Source organism: Seohaeicola zhoushanensis, from assembly GCF_014656415.1.
In the GTDB taxonomy this organism is placed as follows: Bacteria; Pseudomonadota; Alphaproteobacteria; order Rhodobacterales; family Rhodobacteraceae; genus Seohaeicola_A; species Seohaeicola_A zhoushanensis.
The window spans coordinates 105097-125523 of sequence record NZ_BNCJ01000002.1 but is presented as its reverse complement, the minus strand read 5'-3'; the positions used below and the strand labels follow the sequence as shown (position 1 = coordinate 125523).

Annotated in this window: 17 protein-coding genes and 1 pseudogene; 7 read left to right on the top strand and 11 right to left on the bottom strand. The window is 67.1% G+C overall.

Annotated features, from left to right (window positions below):
- Positions 1 to 312: 312 nt before the first annotated feature.
- Positions 313 to 738: pseudogene (gene arr, locus IE266_RS04615) on the top strand (NAD(+)--rifampin ADP-ribosyltransferase); the annotation flags it as partial.
- 269 nt (positions 739 to 1007) lie between these two features.
- On the opposite strand, the gene IE266_RS04610 reads toward arr, so the two are convergent.
- Positions 1008 to 2489 carry an ABC transporter substrate-binding protein gene (locus IE266_RS04610; RefSeq protein WP_189678879.1) on the bottom strand — a complete coding sequence of 494 codons (1482 nt, stop codon included), beginning with the start codon at positions 2487 to 2489 and terminating at the stop codon, positions 1008 to 1010.
- A gap of 175 nt (positions 2490 to 2664) precedes the next feature.
- Here IE266_RS04610 and glpK point away from each other — a divergent pair, with 175 nt between their 5' ends.
- Positions 2665 to 4143, top strand: a complete 1479-nt coding sequence (glpK, locus tag IE266_RS04605; protein WP_189678878.1) for a glycerol kinase GlpK — start codon at positions 2665 to 2667, stop codon at positions 4141 to 4143.
- A gap of 122 nt (positions 4144 to 4265) precedes the next feature.
- On the opposite strand, the gene groL is transcribed toward glpK, so the two are convergent.
- The 4 genes from groL to IE266_RS04585 all read right to left on the bottom strand — a co-directional run bounded on the left by groL (position 4266) and on the right by IE266_RS04585 (position 7637).
- Complete coding sequence (gene groL, locus IE266_RS04600) at positions 4266 to 5909, bottom strand: chaperonin GroEL (RefSeq protein ID WP_189678877.1); 1644 nt, start codon at positions 5907 to 5909, stop codon at positions 4266 to 4268.
- Positions 5910 to 5968: 59 nt separating this feature from the next.
- A complete protein-coding gene (locus IE266_RS04595; protein ID WP_189678876.1) occupies positions 5969 to 6256 on the bottom strand; it encodes a co-chaperone GroES in 288 nt (95 codons plus the stop codon).
- A 249-nt stretch (positions 6257 to 6505) separates the two neighbouring features.
- Complete coding sequence (locus IE266_RS04590) at positions 6506 to 6892, bottom strand: hypothetical protein (protein WP_189678875.1); 387 nt, start codon at positions 6890 to 6892, stop codon at positions 6506 to 6508.
- Between the two features lie 67 nt (positions 6893 to 6959).
- A complete protein-coding gene (locus tag IE266_RS04585) occupies positions 6960 to 7637 on the bottom strand; it encodes a DUF2161 domain-containing phosphodiesterase (RefSeq protein ID WP_189678874.1) in 678 nt (225 codons plus the stop codon).
- A gap of 111 nt (positions 7638 to 7748) precedes the next feature.
- Here IE266_RS04585 and IE266_RS04580 point away from each other — a divergent pair, with 111 nt between their 5' ends.
- A complete protein-coding gene (locus IE266_RS04580) occupies positions 7749 to 8732 on the top strand; it encodes a TraB/GumN family protein (protein WP_189678873.1) in 984 nt (327 codons plus the stop codon).
- Between the two features lie 21 nt (positions 8733 to 8753).
- On the opposite strand, the gene IE266_RS04575 is transcribed toward IE266_RS04580, so the two are convergent.
- The 6 genes from IE266_RS04575 to IE266_RS04550 all read right to left on the bottom strand — a co-directional run bounded on the left by IE266_RS04575 (position 8754) and on the right by IE266_RS04550 (position 15711).
- A complete protein-coding gene (locus IE266_RS04575; RefSeq protein ID WP_189678872.1) occupies positions 8754 to 10631 on the bottom strand; it encodes a bifunctional sugar phosphate isomerase/epimerase/4-hydroxyphenylpyruvate dioxygenase family protein in 1878 nt (625 codons plus the stop codon).
- Entirely contained in the window at positions 10628 to 11479 is an 852-nt protein-coding gene (locus IE266_RS04570; RefSeq protein ID WP_189678871.1) for a shikimate dehydrogenase family protein, read from the bottom strand. The genes IE266_RS04575 and IE266_RS04570 overlap by 4 nt, the downstream gene beginning before the upstream one ends.
- The gene (locus IE266_RS04565) at positions 11476 to 12996 is read right to left on the bottom strand and encodes a tripartite tricarboxylate transporter permease (RefSeq protein WP_189678870.1); all 1521 of its coding nucleotides are present in this window, start codon (positions 12994 to 12996) and stop codon (positions 11476 to 11478) included. The genes IE266_RS04570 and IE266_RS04565 overlap by 4 nt, the downstream gene beginning before the upstream one ends.
- Positions 12996 to 13559 (bottom strand): tripartite tricarboxylate transporter TctB family protein, encoded by a 564-nt coding sequence (locus IE266_RS04560; RefSeq protein WP_189678869.1) that lies wholly within the window; start codon positions 13557 to 13559, stop codon positions 12996 to 12998. Before IE266_RS04560 ends, IE266_RS04565 begins: the two co-directional genes overlap by 1 nt.
- Positions 13560 to 13665: 106 nt before the next feature.
- Positions 13666 to 14670, bottom strand: a complete 1005-nt coding sequence (locus IE266_RS04555) for a Bug family tripartite tricarboxylate transporter substrate binding protein (protein WP_189678868.1) — start codon at positions 14668 to 14670, stop codon at positions 13666 to 13668.
- A gap of 132 nt (positions 14671 to 14802) precedes the next feature.
- Complete coding sequence (locus tag IE266_RS04550) at positions 14803 to 15711, bottom strand: LysR family transcriptional regulator (protein WP_189678867.1); 909 nt, start codon at positions 15709 to 15711, stop codon at positions 14803 to 14805.
- Between the two features lie 115 nt (positions 15712 to 15826).
- Here IE266_RS04550 and IE266_RS04545 point away from each other — a divergent pair, with 115 nt between their 5' ends.
- From IE266_RS04545 to IE266_RS04530, 4 genes are all read left to right on the top strand, one after another.
- Positions 15827 to 17530, top strand: coding sequence for an FAD-dependent oxidoreductase (locus tag IE266_RS04545; protein ID WP_229863895.1), 1704 nt, complete (start codon positions 15827 to 15829; stop codon positions 17528 to 17530).
- Entirely contained in the window at positions 17527 to 18327 is an 801-nt protein-coding gene (locus IE266_RS04540; protein WP_189678865.1) for a sugar phosphate isomerase/epimerase family protein, read from the top strand. Before IE266_RS04545 ends, IE266_RS04540 begins: the two co-directional genes overlap by 4 nt.
- Before the next feature lie 146 nt (positions 18328 to 18473).
- Complete coding sequence (locus IE266_RS04535; protein ID WP_189678864.1) at positions 18474 to 19022, top strand: hypothetical protein; 549 nt, start codon at positions 18474 to 18476, stop codon at positions 19020 to 19022.
- On the top strand, positions 19019 to 20371 hold the full coding sequence (locus IE266_RS04530) for a GAF domain-containing protein (RefSeq protein WP_189678863.1): 1353 nt from the start codon (positions 19019 to 19021) through the stop codon (positions 20369 to 20371). Before IE266_RS04535 ends, IE266_RS04530 begins: the two co-directional genes overlap by 4 nt.
- Positions 20372 to 20427: the final 56 nt, after the last annotated feature.

The following is a 20427-nucleotide window of genomic DNA, read 5'->3' as shown; positions in this document are numbered from 1 at the left end:
TTATCAGCGCCTCTGGAATTCGACGCCCGCCAGGCAGCGCGTCAGGGATGAGGCCTTGCCTTCAATTTGGGGAAGACGCGCTCACCTTCAAGACCTCGTGAACCGGGAATCGACCGACTTGCCACGATTTTTCCCCGCTCGGCCATGACCCGCCCGCGCCGACCTGCCCCAACGGCAGCAAGGCGCCGCCGCCCCCGCGCCTCCCCCTTTGCCCGGCCAGGGGCCCGCGCCATATCCTGCCGCGGCCGACAGCCCCGCCATGCCCATCACCGGCGGCCCGCCACAGGCACCATCTGAATCACCGGAGCCTTCATGCCAGCCCCAACCACTCCAGCCCGCGCCAGTCGCTTCTGCCAATCCTTCTTCCACGGAACCAAGGCCGCCCTGCAGCCCGGCGACGAGATGGTCGTCGGCCACCCCTCCGCCTTCTCCGAAGGCGACCCGCTGTCCTGGGTCTATTTCACCGCCACCCTCGACGCCGCCATCTGGGGCGCCGAACTCGCGCGCGGCGACGGTCCGGGGCGCATCTACGTGGTCGAACCGACCGGCCCGGTCGAGGATGACCCCAACCTCACCGACAGGAAGTTCCCCGGCAACCCCACCCTCTCCTTCCGCTCGCGCGCCCCGCTGCGCATCATCGCCGAGGTGACCGGCTGGGCCGGGCACGCCCCCGATCAGCTGCGCGAGATGCGCGAAGGCCTCGCCTGCAAGATCGCCGAAGGCGCCGAGATCATCGACTGTAGCCCCTCCCCCACCCGCAGCGCGCCCCGCCCCCCGCTTCTCTTCTTCAAAAGTACCTCCGGGGGAGGCGCGCCGCAGGCGCGGCGGGGGCAGCGCCCCAATGGCCCCGATGCCCACCCCAAGGCGCTCCGTCAGGCAGGCGTCAACAGTCACCTGGAAATTTAAATTCAATTACAACAGGTTAAATGGCGTCCCAGCTGGGACGCCCCTTCCGGAGACGAAAAAGGGGCCGGAAACCGGCCCCTTCCCCTGCGTCTGAACGGCGATCACTTCGCCCATTTCACCACGGTCAGGTCCACCGCCGCCGTCGGGGCGTTGACCCAGAGGCCCTCGATCCCGGCCTTGGCGACCGAGAGCATGGCCAGCTGGAACAGGTAGCCGTTCACGTAGTCCTTCGCGATGATCTCCTGCGCCTGCTTCAGCATCTCGCTCCGCTTCGCCGGATCGGTGGTGCGGTTCAGCTCGGCCATCAGGTCCTGGAAGGCCTTGTTGTCATACTGGAAGTAGTAATCGGGCCGGGCATAGATCCCGATGTCCATCGGCTCGGTATGGCTGACGATGGTCAGGCCGAAGTCCTTGCCCCGGAACACCGTCTCCAGCCACTGCGCCCATTCCACGTTGACGATCTCGGCCTTGATCCCGACCGCCGCCAGCTGCGCCGCGATGATCTCGCCCCCGCGCCGCGCGTAGGAGGGCGGCGGCAGGTGCAGCGTGGTCGAGAAGCCATCGGCCATTCCGGCCTCGGCCAGCAGCGCCTTCGACTTCTCCGGGTCGTAGTTCGACAGCGCGGTCAGGTCGACATAGTCCGGGTTGTGCGGCGCGAAATGGGTGCCGATCGGCGTGCCATAGCCATACATCGCCCCGTCGATGATCGCTTGCCGGTCGATCGCATGGGCCACCGCCTCGCGCACCTTCACGTTGTCGAAGGGCGGGCGCTTGTTGTTCATCGCCAAGATTGTCTCGCCCTCGGTCGAGCCGACCAGCACCTGGAACCGCGGATCCGCCTCGAACTGCGGCAGGTTCTCCGGCGCCGGGAAGCCGGAGAAGACGTCGACGTCCTCGGCCATCACCGCGGCGAAGGCGGCGGTGGGGTCGGAGATGAACTTGAAGGTCGCGTTCTCAAGCGCCGGTGCCGGGCCCCAGTAGTCGGGGTTGCGCGCCAGCTCGATCTTGTCGCCTTGGGTCCAGTTCACGAACTTGAAGGCGCCGGTGCCGACCGGGTTCGACTTGATGTTCTCGATGCTCTCGGGCGCGACGATCACCGCGTCGCCCCAGGCCATGTTGAAGAGGAACAGGCCATTCGGCTCTTTCAGCGTGACCTTGACGGTCAGCGGGTCGACCACCGTGACATCGCTGATCGCGGCGAAGAGCGCCTTCTGCGCGTTGGTGCTGTCCTCGGCGCGGGCACGGTCGAGGCTGAACTTCACGTCCTCGCCATCCATCGTGGTGCCGTCGTGGAACTTCACGCCGGAATGCAGGTGGAAGGTATAGACCAGGCCGTCATCCGAAATCTCCCAGCTTTCCGCCAGGCCCGGCACGATCGAGCCATCGCCCTGGAACTTGGTCAGACCCTCGAAGACATTGGTATAGAGCACCGAGTCGATCGCCTGCGCCGCGGCGCTGGTCGGGTCGAGGTGCGGCGGTTCCAGCTGCATCGCCACGGTGATCGCGGTCTGCGCCTGCGCAGCGCCGAGCCCCGCGGTGATGGCCATCACGCTGGCCATGGCCAGCTTGGCAAAACGTGTCATCGGATTGCTCCCCTTGAGTGCGGATTCGCGCCTGTTTCCGGCGCCATGGCTGGCAGTCTTGGCCGATAACGGTTGCGATACAAGCGATTAATGCGGACGCGGAAGGGCTTGGCAGAGCGCGCCCGGACAGGGATAACGTCGGCCAGGGAGAACGCGCAGCGAGGAGACAGGCGGCATGACCCATATTCTGGCCATCGACCAGGGGACCACCTCGTCACGCGCGATCCTGTTCGACGGATCCATGCGCGCCGTGCACATGGCGCAGACCGAATTTCCGCAGCATTTCCCGCAGGCCGGCTGGGTCGAACACGACCCCGAGGACATCTGGGACACCACGGTGGCGGTCTGCCGGCAAGCGCTGGAAAAGGGCGGGCTGATGGCCGCAGACGTGGCCGCCATCGGCATCACCAACCAGCGCGAGACCACCGTGGTCTGGGATCGCACCACCGGGCGCGCGATCCATAACGCCATCGTCTGGCAGGACCGCCGCACCGCCGCGATCTGCGCCGATCTCAAGGCCGCGGGGCACGAACCGGCGGTGGCCTCGGTGACGGGGCTGCTGCTCGACCCCTATTTCTCGGGCACCAAGGTGAAGTGGATCCTCGACACGGTGCCCGGCGCGCGGGCCCGAGCCGAGGCGGGCGAGCTGCTGTTCGGCACCGTCGACAGCTTCCTGATCTGGCGGTTGACCGGCGGGCGCGTCCATGCCACCGACGCCACCAATGCCGCGCGCACCCTGCTCTTCGACATCGAGAAGGGCGAATGGAGCGCCCAGATGTGCGCCCTGCTCGACGTGCCGCCCGCGATGCTTCCCGAGGTGCGCGACTGCGCGGCCGACTTCGGCGAGACGACCCTGTTCGGCGGCTCGATCCCGATCCTCGGCGTGGCGGGCGACCAGCAGGCGGCGACCATCGGCCAGGCCTGCTTTGCGCCGGGGATGATGAAATCGACCTATGGCACCGGCTGTTTCGCGCTACTGAACACCGGTGACAGCCCGGTGGCCTCGAGGAACCGGATGCTGACCACGGTGGCCTACCAGCTCGATGGCAAGCGGGCCTATGCGCTGGAAGGGTCGATCTTCATCGCGGGCGCGGTGGTGCAATGGCTGCGCGACGGGCTGAAGCTGATCGAACGCGCCGACCAGTCGGGCCCGCTGGCGCGGCAGGCCGACCCGGCACAGGACGTGGTGATCGTGCCTGCCTTCACTGGCCTTGGCGCGCCCTACTGGGACCCGGACTGCCGGGGCGCGATGTTCGGGCTGACCCGCAACACCGGCGCGGCCGAGATCGCGCGGGCGGCGCTGGAGAGTGTCGCCTTCCAGACCCGCGACCTGGTCGAGGCGATGCGCGCCGACTGGGGTGCCGAGGGCGAGACGATCCTGCGGGTGGACGGCGGGATGAGTGCGAGCAACTGGACGATGCAGAGCCTGTCCGACCTGCTGGGCGCCGCCGTGGACCGGCCGGTGATGCAGGAGACCACCGCGCTTGGCGCGGCCTGGCTGGCGGGGATGCAGGCGGGTGTATACCCCGACCGCGAAGGCTTTGCCGCCACCTGGGCGCTGGAGCGGCGGTTCGAGCCGCTGATGGAAACGGCGACCCGCGAGGCGCGCTATGCCCGCTGGAAGCGCGCGGTCGCGGCGGCGATGAGCGTCTGACCCTTGGGGCGCGGCGGGGTGAACCCCGCCCTACCGCAACGGTGATGCCGCCACTAAAGCAAAGGGGCCGCGCGATGCGGCCCCTTCTTCGTTCCGATCCGGCAAGCCGGAGGGCGCGATGCTTACATCATGCCGCCCATGCCGCCCATGTCGGGCATGCCGCCACCGGCACCGGCGCCTTCTTTGGCCGGCTTGTCAGCGACCATGGCTTCGGTGGTGATGAGCAGACCGGCGATCGAGGCAGCGTCCTGCAGCGCGGTGCGCACGACCTTGGCCGGGTCGATCACGCCGAACTTGAACATGTCGCCATATTCTTCGGTCTGGGCGTTGAAGCCGAACTTGACGTCGTTGCTTTCGCGGACCTTGCCGGCAACCACCGAACCGTCGACGCCGGCATTCTCGGCGATCTGGCGCAGCGGAGCTTCCAGAGCGCGACGGACGATCGACACACCGACGTTCTGGTCGTTGTTGTCGCCCTTGACGTCTGCGAGCTTCTTGGCGGCCTGCACGAGGGCGACGCCGCCGCCGACCACGATGCCTTCCTGAACGGCAGCGCGGGTCGCGTTCAGGGCGTCATCGACGCGGTCCTTGCGCTCTTTCACTTCGACTTCGGTCATGCCGCCGACGCGGATGACGGCAACGCCGCCGGCCAGCTTGGCAACACGTTCCTGCAGCTTCTCGCGGTCGTAGTCCGAGGAGGTTTCCTCGATCTGGCCACGGATCTGGCTGACGCGGGCTTCGATCTCGGCCTTTTCACCAGCACCGTCGACGATGGTGGTGTTGTCCTTGTTGATCGACACCTTCTTGGCGCGGCCGAGCATGTCCATACCGACATTCTCGAGCTTCATGCCGAGGTCTTCCGAGATCACCTGGCCGCCGGTCAGGATCGCGATGTCCTGCAGCATGGCCTTGCGGCGGTCGCCGAAGCCCGGAGCCTTGACGGCAGCGATCTTGAGGCCGCCACGCAGCTTGTTGACCACGAGGGTTGCCAGGGCTTCGCCCTCGACGTCCTCGGCGATGATCAGCAGCGGCTTCTGCGACTGGATGACCTGCTCGAGCAGCGGGACCATCGGCTGCAGCGACGACAGTTTCTTCTCGTGCAGCAGGATCAGGCAGTCTTCCAGCTCGGCGGTCATCTTGTCGGCGTTGGTCACGAAGTAGGGCGACAGGTAGCCGCGGTCGAACTGCATGCCTTCGACGACTTCGACTTCGGTGTCGAGGCCCTTGTTCTCTTCGACGGTGATGACACCTTCGTTGCCGACTTTCTGCATCGCGTCTGCGATGAAGCGGCCGATCTGGGCTTCGCCGTTGGCCGAGATGGTGCCGACCTGAGCGACTTCGTCGCTGTCGGTCACGTCACGTGCGGCGGCCTTGATGGCTTCGACGACGGTGGCGGTGGCGAGGTCGATGCCGCGCTTGAGGTCCATCGGGTTCATGCCCGCTGCGACCGACTTCATGCCTTCCTTGACGATGGCCTGGGCCAGCACGGTGGCGGTGGTGGTACCGTCGCCGGCTTCGTCGTTGGTGCGGGAAGCAACTTCCTTCACCATCTGCGCGCCCATGTTCTCGAACTTGTCTTCCAGTTCGATTTCCTTGGCAACCGACACACCGTCCTTGGTGATGCGGGGTGCGCCGAAGGATTTGTCGAGCACAACGTTGCGGCCTTTCGGGCCGAGGGTCACTTTCACCGCATCGGCGAGAATGTTGACGCCGCGCAGCATCCGGTTGCGGGCATCGGTATCGAACTTGACGTCCTTAGCAGCCATGTTGGTATCTCCTCTGGGGAATATCGTGTGAGATCAGGGTAAAGTCCGGGCGAAAGGCCTCAGGACATTTTCCCCATGATGTCGCTTTCCTTCATGATCAGCAGCTCTTCGCCGTCGATCGTGACCTCGGTGCCCGACCATTTGCCGAACAGGATACGGTCGCCGGCCTTAACAGCCATCGCGATCAGCTCGCCCGAGTCCTTGCGGGCGCCTTCGCCGCAGGCGACAACTTCGCCTTCCGAGGGCTTTTCCTTGGCGCTGTCGGGGATGATCAGGCCGCCCTTGGTCTTTTCGTCGCTCTGAACGCGACGTACCAGTACGCGGTCATGAAGTGGGGTGAATGCCATCTTAGCAGCTCCTCAACGCTCAGCATTAGTAATTCGCTCGCCCCACTCGGGGGCGATTAGCACTCAAGGCAAGTGAGTGCTAACGGCGCCTAGTTAGGAACAGCAAGTGCAGGAGTCAACAGATTTTGGTGAGATTTTTGATGCCGGCCAGGGGCTGCGTAGCGGTCTGCATCGGGGGCTGTGCAGACATCCGGACCACCTGTCACAGCTAGGTATCGCGCAGGCCTGTTTCAACCCGCCCCTTCGCGATCAGGGACATCTCCGATAGGTCACATGCAGCGCCTCGGGTCCGTTTCCGGCGTCGTCGCGCCGCAGCGCAAGGCCGCCTTCGACCGCCGCGAGGGAAATGCGCCGGGTCCAGCTCTGCCCTTCGCCGGTGAAGGCGAAGTCGGCGGTGATGCGGGTGGCATCGCGCATCTGCACCCCGGCAAGCGTGGCGCGGGTTTCATAGAAGCGCAGCGAGGTCGCGGCCACCTCCATCAGGCCCTTGGCATCGTCGCGCGCCGGGTCGCAATCGGCGGCAACAAGGCCCCATCGGCCCTGCATCACCTCGGGGATTGTCTCGACGTCGGGCCTCTCCATGTCGCATGCGGCGAGGGTTGCAAGCGCGAGGCCGGCCAGCAGGGGGAATTTCATGATCGCTCCTTTTCGGCGTAGTGGTCAGGGGCAGAACCCGCGACAGCGCCGCGACGTTCCCGCGCGATCAGCCTTCCGGCAGGCTCTCCGACCAGTCGGCAAGGCCCCGCCGCCCCCCTTCGGTCAGCGCGTAGATCCCGACCGAGACCCGCTCGAACCAGCCATAGTGGTTGTCGGCCATGATCCGCGTCGCCGCCTTCACCCCCGTGGCCTGCGCCACCACCGCGCCCTTGACCGCGCCATGCTCGGCCAGGTGCAGCGCGCAGGCCAGCGCGTCCTGGCGATAGCCGGTGACAATGCCGTGCCGCGTCGCCCCGCCATCGTTCGGATCGCCGCGCAGGCGGTCGAATTCGCGCAGCAGCCGCGCCTGCCGCAGCTTCGACTTGCGCGGCGCATAGGGGCCGGGGTCGCACAACACCTCGGCCCGCGCCCGCGCGTCGACGCAGATCAGCCCCAGCCCCAGCCGGCGGCACAGCGCGAGGTTGTCCTTCAGCGTCCGCCGGGCCAAGCGCCCACTCGGGCGCGGCACCGCGATATAGACAAGGTCGCTCAGCGACAGCCGGGTGATTGCCTGGTGGAACAGCGAGAGCGAGAAGCGCAGCTTGAGCTCGACGATCACCACCGGCTCGTCGCCACGGCGCGCCACCACGTCGGCGGCCCCGACTTCGCCCTTGACGGTATAGCCCTGGCGCTCGAACAGCGCCTTGACCGGGGCATAGAGTGCGCGTTCCGAAGTGATCTGCATGCCCGGTTCGATAGCAAAGCGGTCACGTCCTCGCCAGTGCGCCCGTGCCGCCTTGTGGCGCTCGGGTGCAGCCTGTAGCCTTCCGACCACCGCCCCAGCAGGACACGCCCCATGATCCGACTTCTCGCCGCCCTGCTGATCAGCCTGCTGGCCGTCCAGGCACAGGCGCGCTGCCAGGGTGTGGACCTGCGCGACCATCTCGATGCGAGCCAGAGCGCCGCGCTGGCGCGCGAGCTGAAGCAGATGCCCTATGCCGAAGGCAATCACTGGATCGCCCGCAAAGGCGCGCGGACCATCCACATCGTCGGGACGATGCATGTCAACGACCCGCGCCTGAACGGGGTGATGCGCCGCCTCTCCCCGGTTATCCGCGCCGCCGACGCCGTATTGCTGGAAGTGACCGGCCCCGAGGGGCGCAAGTTCTGGGAAACGCCTGAGAAGAACATCGACCTCTTCGTGATCCGCAAGGGGCCGGGCCTGTCGGAGGTAATGTCGCAGACAGGCTGGGAACGGCTGTCACGCGCGGCGCTGCAGATCGGGTTGGACCCGCGGCGGGCAGAGCGCATTCAACCCTGGTTCCTGTCGATCATGCTGGCCGAGTCCTTCTGCGGGCCCCGCGGATTCCGGCCGCAGAACGGTCTCGACGAGCGGATCGAACAGGTGGCCGCGCGGGCCGGGGTGCCGATGGGATCGCTTGAAACCGTCGCCACCGCCATCGCGGCTCTGTCGCGCGGGTCGCTGGCCGACCAGGCCCGGCTGCTGGAATACGACCTCGCCTCGGCCACCGGCAACGACCATACCTATGTCACCCTGCGCGAGGCCTATTTCGAGGAGAAGATGGGCTCGGGGATGGTCCTGGAGAAATGGCAGTTCCTGGCCAACGGGCCCGGCGGTCCGCGCGAGCGGCAGCGGCTGTGGAAGAACTATACCGCCGACATTCTGGACATGCGCAACCGGGCCTGGGCGCCGCGCATCATCGGCACGCCGGGCGACCTGCTCGTGGTGGCGGTCGGCGCCGCGCATCTACCGGGGCGCGAGGGCGTGCTGAACCTGCTGGCGCGCACCGGCTACCGGCTCGAGCGCGCGCCCTTCTGACCGCGGGCCACCGGGCTGCCTTCAGTGCGAGGGCATCCCCTTGGGCCGCGCCAGCCGCTTCTGCGCCGCGATGCGGAACGGGGCGTTGGGCGCGCCATAGCCCTGGTAGCCTTTGCGCTCGACGATCTCGAAGAAGAACCCGCTGGCCGAGGCCCGGCCATAGATCTGGTGGAAGCTGCCGTGGTCGTCGCGGTCGTGCAGGATGTTCCACCGCTTCATCCGCGCGAGGTCGTCCGGGGCGATGTCGAGCCGACTGGCCAGGTCGTCGTAGTAGTTCGACGGGATCGGCAGCGCCTCGAAGCCGCGTTCGGCCAGGGCCTCGGCGGTGGCGAAGATGTCGTCGGTGGTCAGCGCGATGTGCTGCACCGGCGCGCCGAAGCTCTCGGCGAGGAAGGCGCCCGCGAAGGTGCGGTGCGTCTCGGCGCCGTTCAGGGTGATCCGCATCTCGCCGCCCGGCGTGGTCAGCGCCTGCGAGCGGACCAGCCCGTCGGGGTCGATCACGTCGACCATCGGGGCCTTCTCCATGTTGAAGAGCGAGCTGTAGAACAGCGACCAGCTGAGCATCTCGTCATAGGTCATGGTCTGCGCGAGATGGTCGACTGCCAGCAGGCCGACGCCCGGCGGACCGGCGCGCGAGGTGCCGAATTCGGCCTCCCAGACCCCGGCGTGGCTGTCGTCGAGGAAGTGCAGCACGCTGCCGCCCAGTCCCCGGATCGCCGGAATGTCGAGCTGGCCCACCGAGGGCGGCTGCGAGAACTGCTTTGACCCCAGCGCCGAGGCGCGGGCCAGCGTGTCGGCGGACGAGGGCACATGCAGGCCGATGTCGCAGACCGAGGTGCCATGCGCATTATAGGCCGAGGCGGCAAAGTCGCCGCGCTGTTCGTTTACCACGATGCGGATGTCGCCCTGCTGCCACAGCTCGATCGCCTTGCCGACATGCCGGCCGGTTTCCGAAAAGCCCAGCGCCCGGAGCTGGGCGCGCAGCTTCTGGCCCTCCTGCCCCTGCGTGGCGAATTCGATGAAGGCGGTGCCCTGCACCGGCTGGCGCGGAGGGATGGCAGTCAGGTCGATCTCGAGCTCGGGCTCGGCGCGGCGGACGTCGTCCATCAGGGTGACGAGCGAGCGGTAGCCGTCGAGTGCGACGGTCTTCGGGCTGCCGCCGCGGAACTGGTCGTTGAAGATCTCGAGGCTGACCGGCCCCTTGTAGCCCGCCGCCAGCACGGCGCGCATGAAGTCGGTCACCGGCAGATCGCCCTCGCCCGGCATGTTGCGGAAGTGGCGCGACCAATAGAGCAGGTCCATCGGGATCAGCGGCGCATCGGCAAGCTGGACAAAGAAGATCCGGTCGCCGGGAATACGCCGGATGGTTTCCGGGTCAAGGCCGCGGCCCAGCGTGTGGAAGCTGTCGAGGATGACACCGACATTCGGGTGATCGGCGCGCCGGACGATCTCCCAGGCGTCGCGGTGATCGTTGACGTAGCGGCCCCAGGCCAGCGCCTCGTAGCCGATGCGCAGCCCCCGTTTCGCCGCCCGTTCACCGAGTTCGCGCAGGTCGTCCGCCGCACGGTCGATCCCGCCCATCGCCTTGGGATGAACTGACGAACAGATCAGGATCAGATCGGCTCCGAGTTCCTGCATCAGGTCGAACTTGCGCTCGGCCCGGTCGAAGGCCTTGACGCGCAATTCGCCCGGCAGGCCCTCGAAGTCGCGGAAGGGCTGGAACAGGCTGATCTCCAGCCCCTTGTCGCGAATGCGCTGGCCCACGTCGCGGGCGCTGCCCTCGTCGGTGATGAAGTCCTGCTCGAAGATCTCGATTCCGTCGAAGCCGGCGGCCGAGATGGCGTCGAGCTTTTCCGACAGGGTGCCCGAGATCGAGACGGTGGCGATGGCGGTCTTCATGCGGCCTCTCCGATGCTGAGCAAGCTGGTGCGCAGGCCGGCCTCGTCAAGGCCGAGGCCCGAGAACAGCGACCAGGCATGCACGCCCTGGAAGAAGAACAGCTCCCAGCCCGAGATCACCGAGAGGCCCGCCGCCTCGGCGTCGGTCAGGAATTGGGTGTCGGTCGGGGTATAGACGGCGTCAAATGCCCATTCCGCGCCCGGCATCGCCGAGGCCGGCAGGGGCGTACCCTCGTAGCCGACCATGCCGACGGGCGTGCAATTGATGAGACCGGTCGCGCCCTTGGCGGCGCTTTCGGCGTCGATCCAGATGCTGATGTCCATGTCCGGCACCACGGAACGCAGCGCATCGGCCAGGGCCTCGGCCTTGGCCGGGTCACGGTCGACCAGCCGCAGGCTGCGGGTGCCGAGCCCGGCGAGGCCGAAGGCCACCGCCCGGCCTACCCCGCCGGTGCCGATCATCAGAACGGTGCCGGTCGGGCGGTCGCCCCGGACATTGCGATAGGCGGCCATGAAGCCCGAGTGGTCAGTGTTGAAGCCCTTGGGCGTCCCCTCGCCGAAGATCACGGTGTTCACCGCGCCGACGGCCCGCACCAGCGGGTCGTCGACCTGCACCTTGCCCGCCGCGATCTCCTTGTAGGGATAGGTCACGTTGATGCCGCGAAAGCCCTGCGCGGTGCAATCGGCGAAGACCTCGTCGAAGCTGCGGCCCAGATCGCGGGGCACCAGCCGGTCATAGGTCACCTCGATCCCGTTCTGCTGCCCGGCGAGCCGGTGCAGCAGAGGCGAGCGCGAACGCGCGATATTATCGCCGATAAGGCCGAGTTTCAGGGTCTTCGCAGCGGTCATTGCCGGGCCTCCTCGACCTGCGTGCCAAACAGTTTCTCCTTGCCGCGCCGCCACAGGGGCGTCTGCGAGACGAAGATCAGGATCACGGCGATGAACAGCACCAGCGAGAGCGGACTGGTGACGATGCCATAGAAGAAGCGGCCCAGGTCCTCGCGTTCGGAAATGATCGCCCGGCGCCAGTTGTCGTCGAGCAGGCGGGACAGGATCACGCCCAGGATCACCGGCCCCAGCGGATAGCCATAGTGGCGCATGAAGTAGCCGAAGAAGCCGAAACCGAGCATCCAGTAGACATCGCTGATCGAGTTGTTGACCGCATAGGCGCCGACGATCGAGAGCAGCATGATGAGCGGGATCAGCACCGAGCGCGGCATCTCGACGATCTTGGTGAAGAGCTTGATGCCGGTCAGTCCGAAGAACAGCATGAAGAAGTTCGCCATGACCAGCGCGCCGACGATGAACCAGAACATATCCGGCTTGTCGATCATCAGCATCGGACCGGGGTTCAGTCCGTGGATGAACAGCGCACCGATCATGATGGCGGTCACCGCGTCGCCCGGAATGCCCAGCGTCATCATCGGGATGAAGGCCCCGCCGACGGCGGCGTTGTTGGCGGTTTCCGGGGCGACGAGGCCCTCCATCGCGCCCTTGCCGAAAGGCACCTCGGGTTTCTTGGTGACGCGCTTGGCGTGGTCATAGGCCATCAGCGCCGCGATGTCGCCGCCGGTGCCCGGCAGCGCGCCGATGATGACGCCGATGGTCGAGGTCTGCAGCGACAGCGGCAGGTGCTTCCTCACCGTGGCAAGCGAGGGGACGATGCGGGTGATCTTCTGGCGCACGGCGTCCTTCTCGACGTGGTGCAGCTGCATCAGCGCCTCGGAGACGCCGAACATGCCGATCATCACGGCGATGAACGAGATCCCGCCCTGCATGATCTGCAGGTCAAAGGTGAAACGCTCGGTGAAGGTCAGCGGGTCGCGGCCGACGGCGCCGATGGCGATGCCCAGCGCGCCGGCGAAGATGCCCTTGACCAGGCTGCCCGAAGAGAGCGAGCCGACCAGCAGGATGCCCAGCACCGCCAGCAGCATGTAGTCGCGCGGCTGGAACTTCAGCGCGAACTCCGACACGAAGGGCGCCGCCACGGCCAGCACCGCGATGCCGATGAAGCCGCCGATGAAGGACATCACCGTGGTGACGCCGATCGCCGTGCCCGCCTCGCCCCGCTGCGCCATCGGGTAGCCGTCAAGCGCGGTGGCGATCGCCGAGGGCGCACCGGGGATGTTGAGCAGGATCGCCGTGCGCGAGCCGCCATAGACCCCGCCCATGTAGATGCCGATCATCAGCGAGATCGCCGGGTAGACATCCCAGGAGAAGGTGAAGGAGATCAGGATCGAGACCGCCATCGTCACCGAGAGGCCGGGGATCGCCCCGATGTAGACCCCTGCGAAGGTGCCAAGACCGACTAGAAGCAGCAGCTCGGGCTGGGTGAAGACGGTCAGGAAGGCAAGAATGGCGTCCATCATTTCGCTCCGCTGAAGAGGTTGCGCAGGACCTGGACCATCTCGGCCTCGGGCACGATGCCGGCGGGCATCAGCACGGTGAAGACGATCCGGAACACGATCCAGATGATGAGAAGGCTGACGAAGGAGACCGCGATGGTCCATGTCCAGTTGCGCCCGCCAAGCAGCTTGATCGCGGTCACGAGGAAGAGTGCCGAGGTGGGCAGGAAGCCCAGCGGTTGGAGCAGGAAGCCGTAGGCGATGAGCAGCAGCGCCACCAGGACGACCACGCCGGGCAGAATGTCCTTGAGGACGGTCTCGCCCGAGACCCTGGGCAGGCGCATGTCGCGCAGGAAGACAATTGCCGCGCTGATGACCATGACGGAGGTGGTCGCCATCGGGACCGTGCCGGGTGCCGAGAGGGCATCGAAACCCGAGATGCCGTAGGCGTTCCACAAGAGGCCGAGGCTTCCCAGCAGCATCGCCGCGCCGAAGACCAGTTCTCCGGGCCGCCGCTGGCCCTCGTATCCGCCGGGCGTCGCATCGGACGTGCCGTCGTGGTGTTCCGTTTCGATCTTCGACATAGGGTATCCTCCCCCCGATCCGTTCCCCGGAATGAAAAGCGCCGCACTCCAGTGCTGTGAAGTGCGGCGCCCTCTGCGTGTTGGCGGTTGAGACCGCCCTGCTCGATTACTTGCTCGGACGCGCGATGCCGAACTCTTCGGGCGATGCCTTGGTCAGACCGGCGTCCTGCAGCAGCCAGGTGGTGCCCTGCTGCCACTTGGCGAGGAAGGCCTCGGCCTCGGCGCCCGAGATGCTGAGCATCGAGAAGCCGCGGTTGTCCATCAGTTCGACAAAGTCGGGGGCCTTGGCGCCCTCGGCATAGGCGGCCGACAGCTTGGCGACCACGTCGTCGGGCGTGCCCTTGGCGACGAAGACGCCGAAGAACGGGCCCCAGGGCAGGTAGGTGTTGTAGCCCGCGTTGAAGTCGGTGACCGGCTTGACCTCGGGCAGCTTGTCGTTGGCCTTCACGTCGAAGACGGCCAGCGGCTTCATCTTGCCGGCGCGGATGCCTTCGATGGCGGCGCCGAGCACGGCGGGCATGACGTCGATGGCGCCGCCCTGCAGCGCGGTGAGGGCCGGGCCGTCACCGTCGTAGGGCACCGAGATCACGTCCATCTTGCCTTCGACCGTGTTGATCATCGCGGTGACCACCGAGGGCAGGCCGCCCGGCCCGGTGGCGCCGACGCGCAACTCGCCCGGATGTTCCTTGATGTAGGCGATCATGCCTGCGTAGTCGTCGAAGGGCGCGGCTGGGTTGGCCACCAGGATCGGCGTGCCACGGGCCAGGATGTTGACCGGAATGAAGTCCGAGTAATCCTTGTCGCCCAGGCCCATCACCTTGTAGAGCAGCGGGTTTTCCGCACCCATCAGCAAGGTATAGCCGTCGGCGGCCTGGGTAGCGACATGGTTCAGCGCGATGGCGCCGACGCCGCCGGTCATGTTCTGCATGACGACGGTGCCCTTCAGCACCTCTTCGGCGTGCGGCGTGACCGAGCGCATCACCGTGTCGGTCGAGCCGCCGGCCCCCCACTGGATGATGCCCTGGATTTCCTTGCTGGGGTAGTCCTGTGCCCCGGCAGCAGAAACACCGAGGACGAGCGCCGAAGCGGCGCCGATAATGAAACGCTTCATGGTTTCCTCCCATTGAGAGCTTTCGGACGTGAACCTCCCCACGACCGTCAGGCGCTTTCTTGCCCCGACTCACGACGTAACGTCAAATATCAATTCGGATGATATGATAACATCATGTTAATCGCAATCCACTCAGGACCAGTCGTGCCCCGCATCATTCAGCTCCTTGCGGAACTGCTGGATGGCGAATTCGGCAAAGCTCGACAGAACGCGGTCTTTCTTGGTCACGGCGTAGATGTCGATGAAGGTTTCCTCGGCGATGGGCTTTCTCACGATTCCGGGCATGTAGACCTCGGAGACCGAGAACTCGTCGATCAGCGCCACACCCAGCCCGTGCCGCACGAGGCTTACCACGGTCTGCGCGAAGCGGCCCCGCATGGTGTGGCGGAAGGCGATCCCCCCCTCGCGGAAGGGGCGGGTCACGATGCGGCCGTAGGGGTCGGCCGGGTCGATGCCGACCAGCGGCTCGCGCACGAGGTCATGCACCGAGACCACGTCCCGTTCGCAGAGCGGATGCCCCTCGGGCAGGATCGCGATGACCCGACCATGGGCGAGCTTCTCGCTCTGGATGCCGGGGTTGTGAACCGGCGAACTCATGATCACGAACTCGCCGCGCTCCAGCAGAAGATAGTCGGTGGTCTCCTCGATCTTGAGGATGTTGAGGTCGATGTAGAGATCGGGGTAACGCGCGCGCACTGTCCGCAGTGACCTTGCGGCGATGAACTGCGCGACCGAAGGGGCCGAGGCGAAGGCCAGTTGCACCTCTTCGCCCTTCTTCAGCGAGTCGAGCGCCGATTGCAGGTTCTCGACACCCTTGTAGACCTCGCGGATCTGGTCAAAGACCTTGCCGGCCTCGACGGAAGGGATGAACAGCCCCGCCCGCCGCTCGAACAGGCGCAGGCCGAGGGTCTCCTCGGTATGCTTGATGAGCCGCGAGATGCCGGGCGCCGAGACACCCAGGAACTCGGCCGCGCCGTTGATCGTGCCGCGCAGCATCACGGCGCGGATGACCTCGACCTGGCGAAGGGTGATTTCCCGCATGGCCTTCTCCTTTGCCCTGATACGCAATTAACCTTATGTTACCCAGAGTCGCAAACAAGCATTTGACGTTACAAATCCCGCCATGAGATCCCACCCGCATGAGGGGGAGCGCATCGTGGCCGGACAGAGCGACACCATCATCGAAACCTGCGACCTGCTGATTGCCGGGTCCGGCGCAGCCGGGCTGGCGGCGGCGGTGACGGCGGCGCATCGCGGGCTGCGGGTCATCGTGGCCGAGAAGGATGCAGTGCTGGGCGGGACCACCGCCTGGTCGGGCGGCTGGATCTGGGCGCCCTGCAACCCGGTGGCGCGCCGGCATGGCTTTGACGAGGACCGCTCGGGCCCGCGCACCTATCTCGCCGCCGTGTTGGGCAACACTTTCAACCCCGAACTGGTCGACGCCTTTCTTGCCGCCGCTCCCGAGATGGTCGGGTTCCTCGAGTCCGAGACGGCGCTCGAGTTCGAATGCGGAGCCAGGATCCCCGACACCTATGGCCACCTGCCGGGTGCCGGGATCGGCGGCCGCTCGGTGATTGCCGCGCCCTATGACGGGCGCAGGCTGGGCCCCGCCATCGACCTGCTGCGTCCGCCGATGGCCGAAACCTCATTCCTGGGCATGACGATCCAGTCCGGCGCCGACCTGCGCGCCTTCATGACCGTGACCCGATCGCTGCCCTCGGCCCTGCATGTCGCGCGGCGGATGGTGCGGCACCTCTGGTCGCTGGCCCGCCACGGGCGCGGGATGGACCTGCGCAACGGCAACGCGCTGGTCGCGCGGCTGCTGCGCTCGGCGCTCGACCTCGGCGTCGATCTGCGCCCCTCCCACGCGGTTGCCGAACTGCTGCGCGGCCCCGAGGGCGTGACTGGGGCGGTGCTGGACGGCCCCGCCGGGCGCGTCACGATCTCAGCGCGGCGCGGCGTGGTGCTGGCCTGTGGTGGCTATCCGCAAGACCTCGCCCGGCGCGCCGCGACCTTCCCGAGGCCTGAGGCGCATGAGACCCTCGCCGTGTCCGGCGCGACCGGCGACGGGCTGCGGCTGGGCGAGGCCGTTGGCGGCCAGCAGGCCACGACCCTTGCCGCGCCGGGCGCCTGGTGCCCGGTTTCCGAGGTGTGCTGGCCGGATGGTCGGCGCGGCGTCTTCCCGCATATCATCGACCGCGGCAAACCCGGCGTGATCGGCGTTCTGGCCGATGGCAAGCGGTTCTGCAACGAGGGGCTGGGCTATTACGACTATGTCGCGGCGATGTTCGATGCGGTGCCGGATGGCGAGGAGGTGGCCTCCTGGCTGGTCTGCGACCACCGCTTCCTGCGCCGCTATGGCCTGGGCATCGTCCGCCCCGCGCCCTTGCCGATAAGGCCCTGGCTGCGCTCGGGCTACCTGAGATCCGCCCCGACCCTTGAGGCGCTGGCGCGCGCCTGCGGCATCGCCCCAGAGGCCCTGACCGCCACCGTTCGCAGCTTCAACGAAGCGGCGCGGCGGGGGGAAGACCCGGAATTCGGGCGCGGCACGACACCCTACATGCGGCTGCAGGGCGATCCTGACGTTGGCCCGAACCCGAACCTTGCCCCCATCGAGCGTGGACCCTTCTACGCCGTCCGCGTCGTGCCTGGCAGCTTTGGCACCTTCGCTGGACTGAAGACCGACGGGAAGGCCCGCGTGCTGGACGTCGAGGGGCAGCCGATCCCCGGCCTCTATGCCGCCGGGACCGACATGGCGAGCGTCATGGGCGGGCATTACCCGGCGGGCGGCATCAACCTCGGGCCGGCGCTGACCTTCGGGTTCATCGCCGGACGCCATGCGGCAGAAGGCAGACCATGAGCCATCCGCTTTCCCTCGCCCATCTGACCGCCATCGACCTGGCCCCGCCCGCGCTGATCCACGCCGCCGCCGAGGCCGGTTTCGACGCGGTCGGGCTGCGGCTGATCCGGGTCACCGAGACCAGCCCCGGCTATCCGCTGATGCAGGACGCCGCGATGATGCGCGCGACCAAGGCGGTGCTGCGCGAGACCGGCCTGGCCGTGCATGACATCGAGTTCGTCAAGATCGAGCCGGGGACCGATATCGCAGCGCTTGACCGCTTTCTCGATGCCGGTGCCGAGCTGGGCGCAAGGGAGGTCATCACCGCCCCCTACGACCCCGACTTGGCGCGGCTGGCCGACCGGCTGTGCCAGTTCTCCGAACGCGCGGCCATGCGTGGCCTAGGTGTCTCGCTGGAATTCTTCCCCTGGACCTGCGTGCCCGATCTGGCCTCTGCGATTGCCGTCGTCCGGCAGGCCGGGCCGCGCGTGGGCATCCTACCGGACAGCCTGCATTTCAACCGTTCAGCCAGCCGGATCGCAGACCTTGCCGCGCTGCCGCCCGAACGCCTGCGCTTTGCCCATCTCTGCGACGCCCCGGTGCACCCTCCCTATTCGACCGAAGACCTGCTGCATGCCGGCCGGGCCGAGCGTCTGCCACCCGGCGAGGGGCAAATCGACCTGACCGCCTACATCGCGGCCCTGCCCCCGGATCTGCCGCTGGCGCTCGAAGTGCCGATGTCGGCCTTGGCGGCCGCCAAAGGCTCGCGCGCGGTCATTGCGCGGGTGATCGGCGCGGCACGCCGCCTGCTCGGCTGACAAAGCGCCCTGCCCGGCGTTTGACCGGGAAAGGTACGTGCCGTCAAGCCGGCGATCCGAGCGCGAAGATATCTTGATTGGCGGCGGTGAAACGGCGAAAATTGCTTGTCGCGTGTGGTTCTGCGCGTCGTTTCGGCCATTCATTCATGCAGAGCTTGCCCGGTATCGCCACACCACTGGAAGATGTCGCTGCCTGGCAGCGGCAGCGGGGCGAGTTGCCCGCGCGCGACCGACTGACGCCGGACCTTCTCGCGCTGGCGCAGAATGGTGCGACCATCCTGATCGGGGCGCAACTGGGCGGGCGGCCGACGGTCGGCTTCGGCGTCTGCTGCCGCGCTCTGCCCGACGGGCAGCTGCGCATCCTGCTGAGCCGGTCGGGCAATGCCAATGTCCTGGCTGCGATTGCCGAGGGCAGCCGCGTGGCCGCGACCTTTACCGGTGCGCCCAGTCACCGTGCCTTCCAGGTCAAGGCCGAACGCGCCGTGATCGGCGCAGCGACACAGGACGACCGCCCCGAGGCCGAACGGCAGGCGCAGCTCTTCTGCGACGGGCTGACGGAGATCGGCTTTACCCGAGACCTGGCCGCCGGCTGGCTGGCGCTGGACCTCGGCGATCTTGCCGCGATCGAGCTGCTGCCCGAGCGGGTCTTCACCCAGACGCCGGGCCCCGGCGCCGGGGCGGAGCTGCCGCGATGACCGCGCTCACGCTGGACGGGCTGCGCGGGTCGATGGAGGGTGTCTATGCCTCGATGCTGGCCACCTGCGACGCCGAGGGCACGCCCAATGTCTCGATGATAAGCCAGGTGCATTACGTAGACCCGGAGCATGTGGCGCTGTCCTACCAGTTCTTCAACAAGACCCGCGCCAACGTCATGCAGACCCGCATGGCCGCGGTGCAGATCACCGATCCGGCGACCTTTTCGCATCACCGGCTGGACCTGGACTATGTCGAGACCCAGACCAGCGGGCCGATCTTCGAGACGATGAAGGCCAAGCTGGCCGGGATCGCCTCGCATCACGGGATGGACGGCGTGTTCCGGCTGCTGGGCGCCGATATCTTCCGGGTGCTGCGGATCGATGCGGTGCCGGGGCCGACCCTGCCGCCGGCAGAACCGCGACGGCTGCTGGCCTCCACCCGGCAGGCCTGCGCCGAACTGGCGGCGGCGCAAGACCTCGAAACGCTGCTCGACGGTTCGCTGCGCTGGCTGGAGGAGCATTACGGCATCCGCACCTCGATGATCCTGATGCTCGACGGCGAAGAGGAGCGCCTCTTCACAGTCGCGAGCCGGGGCTATGCCCGGTCGGGCATCGGCTCGGAGGTTGCCTTTGGCGAAGGGGTCATCGGCGTCGCCGCGCGCGAGCGCACGGCGATCCGCATCGGGCACATGACCCGCGAATACCGCTATGGCACTGCGATCACCGAGACCGCGCGTAGGGCCGGGCTGGTGTCGGGAGACGCCCAGACGATCCGCTTTCCCGGCCTGAGCACGCCGCGCAGCCAGATGGCCCTGCCGATCTCGGGGGCCGAAGGGCTGCTGGGGGTGCTCTTCGTCGAGGACGAGGAACCGATGCGCTTTGATCACGAGGACGAGGATGCACTGGCGATCTTTGCCGATCACCTCGCCGCCCGGATCGCTCTCTTCCGGCGCGAGGAGGCCGAAGAGGCCGAGAGCGCCGAACCCGAGTCGGCGCCGGAACCGGGCGGGCAGACGCTGCGGTTCCATCCGCACGACCAGAGCGTGTTCCTAGACAATGACTACATCATCAAGGGGGTCGCCGGGGCGATCCTCTGGCGGCTGGTCCGCGAGAACCGGGCGACCGGGCGGACCGAGTTCACCACGCGCGAATTGCGGCTCGATCCCGGACTGCGACTGCCGGCCCATGCCGAGAACCTCGACGCCCGGCTGATCCTGCTGCGCAAGCGGCTGGAAGAGCGGCGCACCTGCCTGAGCATCGAGAAGGCGGGGCGTGGGCGGTTCCGATTGAACCTGGCGTGTGGGCTGACCCTGATCGAGGTCGATCCGGACCAGGGCGCGACCGCTTAGCATCTTTTTAGCAAATCTTAGCATCTGCCGAGGGATCTCTTAACATTTCTCCGGCG

Excerpts from the sequence above, each read along its gene's own strand:
- IE266_RS04610 (WP_189678879.1), bottom strand. The coding sequence starts at position 2,489 with ATGACACGTTTTGCCAAGCTGGCCATGGCCAGCGTGATGGCCATCACC.
- glpK (WP_189678878.1), top strand. The coding sequence starts at position 2,665 with ATGACCCATATTCTGGCCATCGACCAGGGGACCACCTCGTCACGCGCG.
- groL (WP_189678877.1), bottom strand. The coding sequence starts at position 5,909 with ATGGCTGCTAAGGACGTCAAGTTCGATACCGATGCCCGCAACCGGATG.
- IE266_RS04595 (WP_189678876.1), bottom strand. The coding sequence starts at position 6,256 with ATGGCATTCACCCCACTTCATGACCGCGTACTGGTACGTCGCGTTCAG.
- IE266_RS04590 (WP_189678875.1), bottom strand. The coding sequence starts at position 6,892 with ATGAAATTCCCCCTGCTGGCCGGCCTCGCGCTTGCAACCCTCGCCGCA.
- IE266_RS04585 (WP_189678874.1), bottom strand. The coding sequence starts at position 7,637 with ATGCAGATCACTTCGGAACGCGCACTCTATGCCCCGGTCAAGGCGCTG.
- IE266_RS04580 (WP_189678873.1), top strand. The coding sequence starts at position 7,749 with ATGATCCGACTTCTCGCCGCCCTGCTGATCAGCCTGCTGGCCGTCCAG.
- IE266_RS04575 (WP_189678872.1), bottom strand. The coding sequence starts at position 10,631 with ATGAAGACCGCCATCGCCACCGTCTCGATCTCGGGCACCCTGTCGGAA.
- IE266_RS04570 (WP_189678871.1), bottom strand. The coding sequence starts at position 11,479 with ATGACCGCTGCGAAGACCCTGAAACTCGGCCTTATCGGCGATAATATC.
- IE266_RS04565 (WP_189678870.1), bottom strand. The coding sequence starts at position 12,996 with ATGGACGCCATTCTTGCCTTCCTGACCGTCTTCACCCAGCCCGAGCTG.
- IE266_RS04560 (WP_189678869.1), bottom strand. The coding sequence starts at position 13,559 with ATGTCGAAGATCGAAACGGAACACCACGACGGCACGTCCGATGCGACG.
- IE266_RS04555 (WP_189678868.1), bottom strand. The coding sequence starts at position 14,670 with ATGAAGCGTTTCATTATCGGCGCCGCTTCGGCGCTCGTCCTCGGTGTT.
- IE266_RS04550 (WP_189678867.1), bottom strand. The coding sequence starts at position 15,711 with ATGCGGGAAATCACCCTTCGCCAGGTCGAGGTCATCCGCGCCGTGATG.
- IE266_RS04540 (WP_189678865.1), top strand. The coding sequence starts at position 17,527 with ATGAGCCATCCGCTTTCCCTCGCCCATCTGACCGCCATCGACCTGGCC.
- IE266_RS04535 (WP_189678864.1), top strand. The coding sequence starts at position 18,474 with ATGCAGAGCTTGCCCGGTATCGCCACACCACTGGAAGATGTCGCTGCC.
- IE266_RS04530 (WP_189678863.1), top strand. The coding sequence starts at position 19,019 with ATGACCGCGCTCACGCTGGACGGGCTGCGCGGGTCGATGGAGGGTGTC.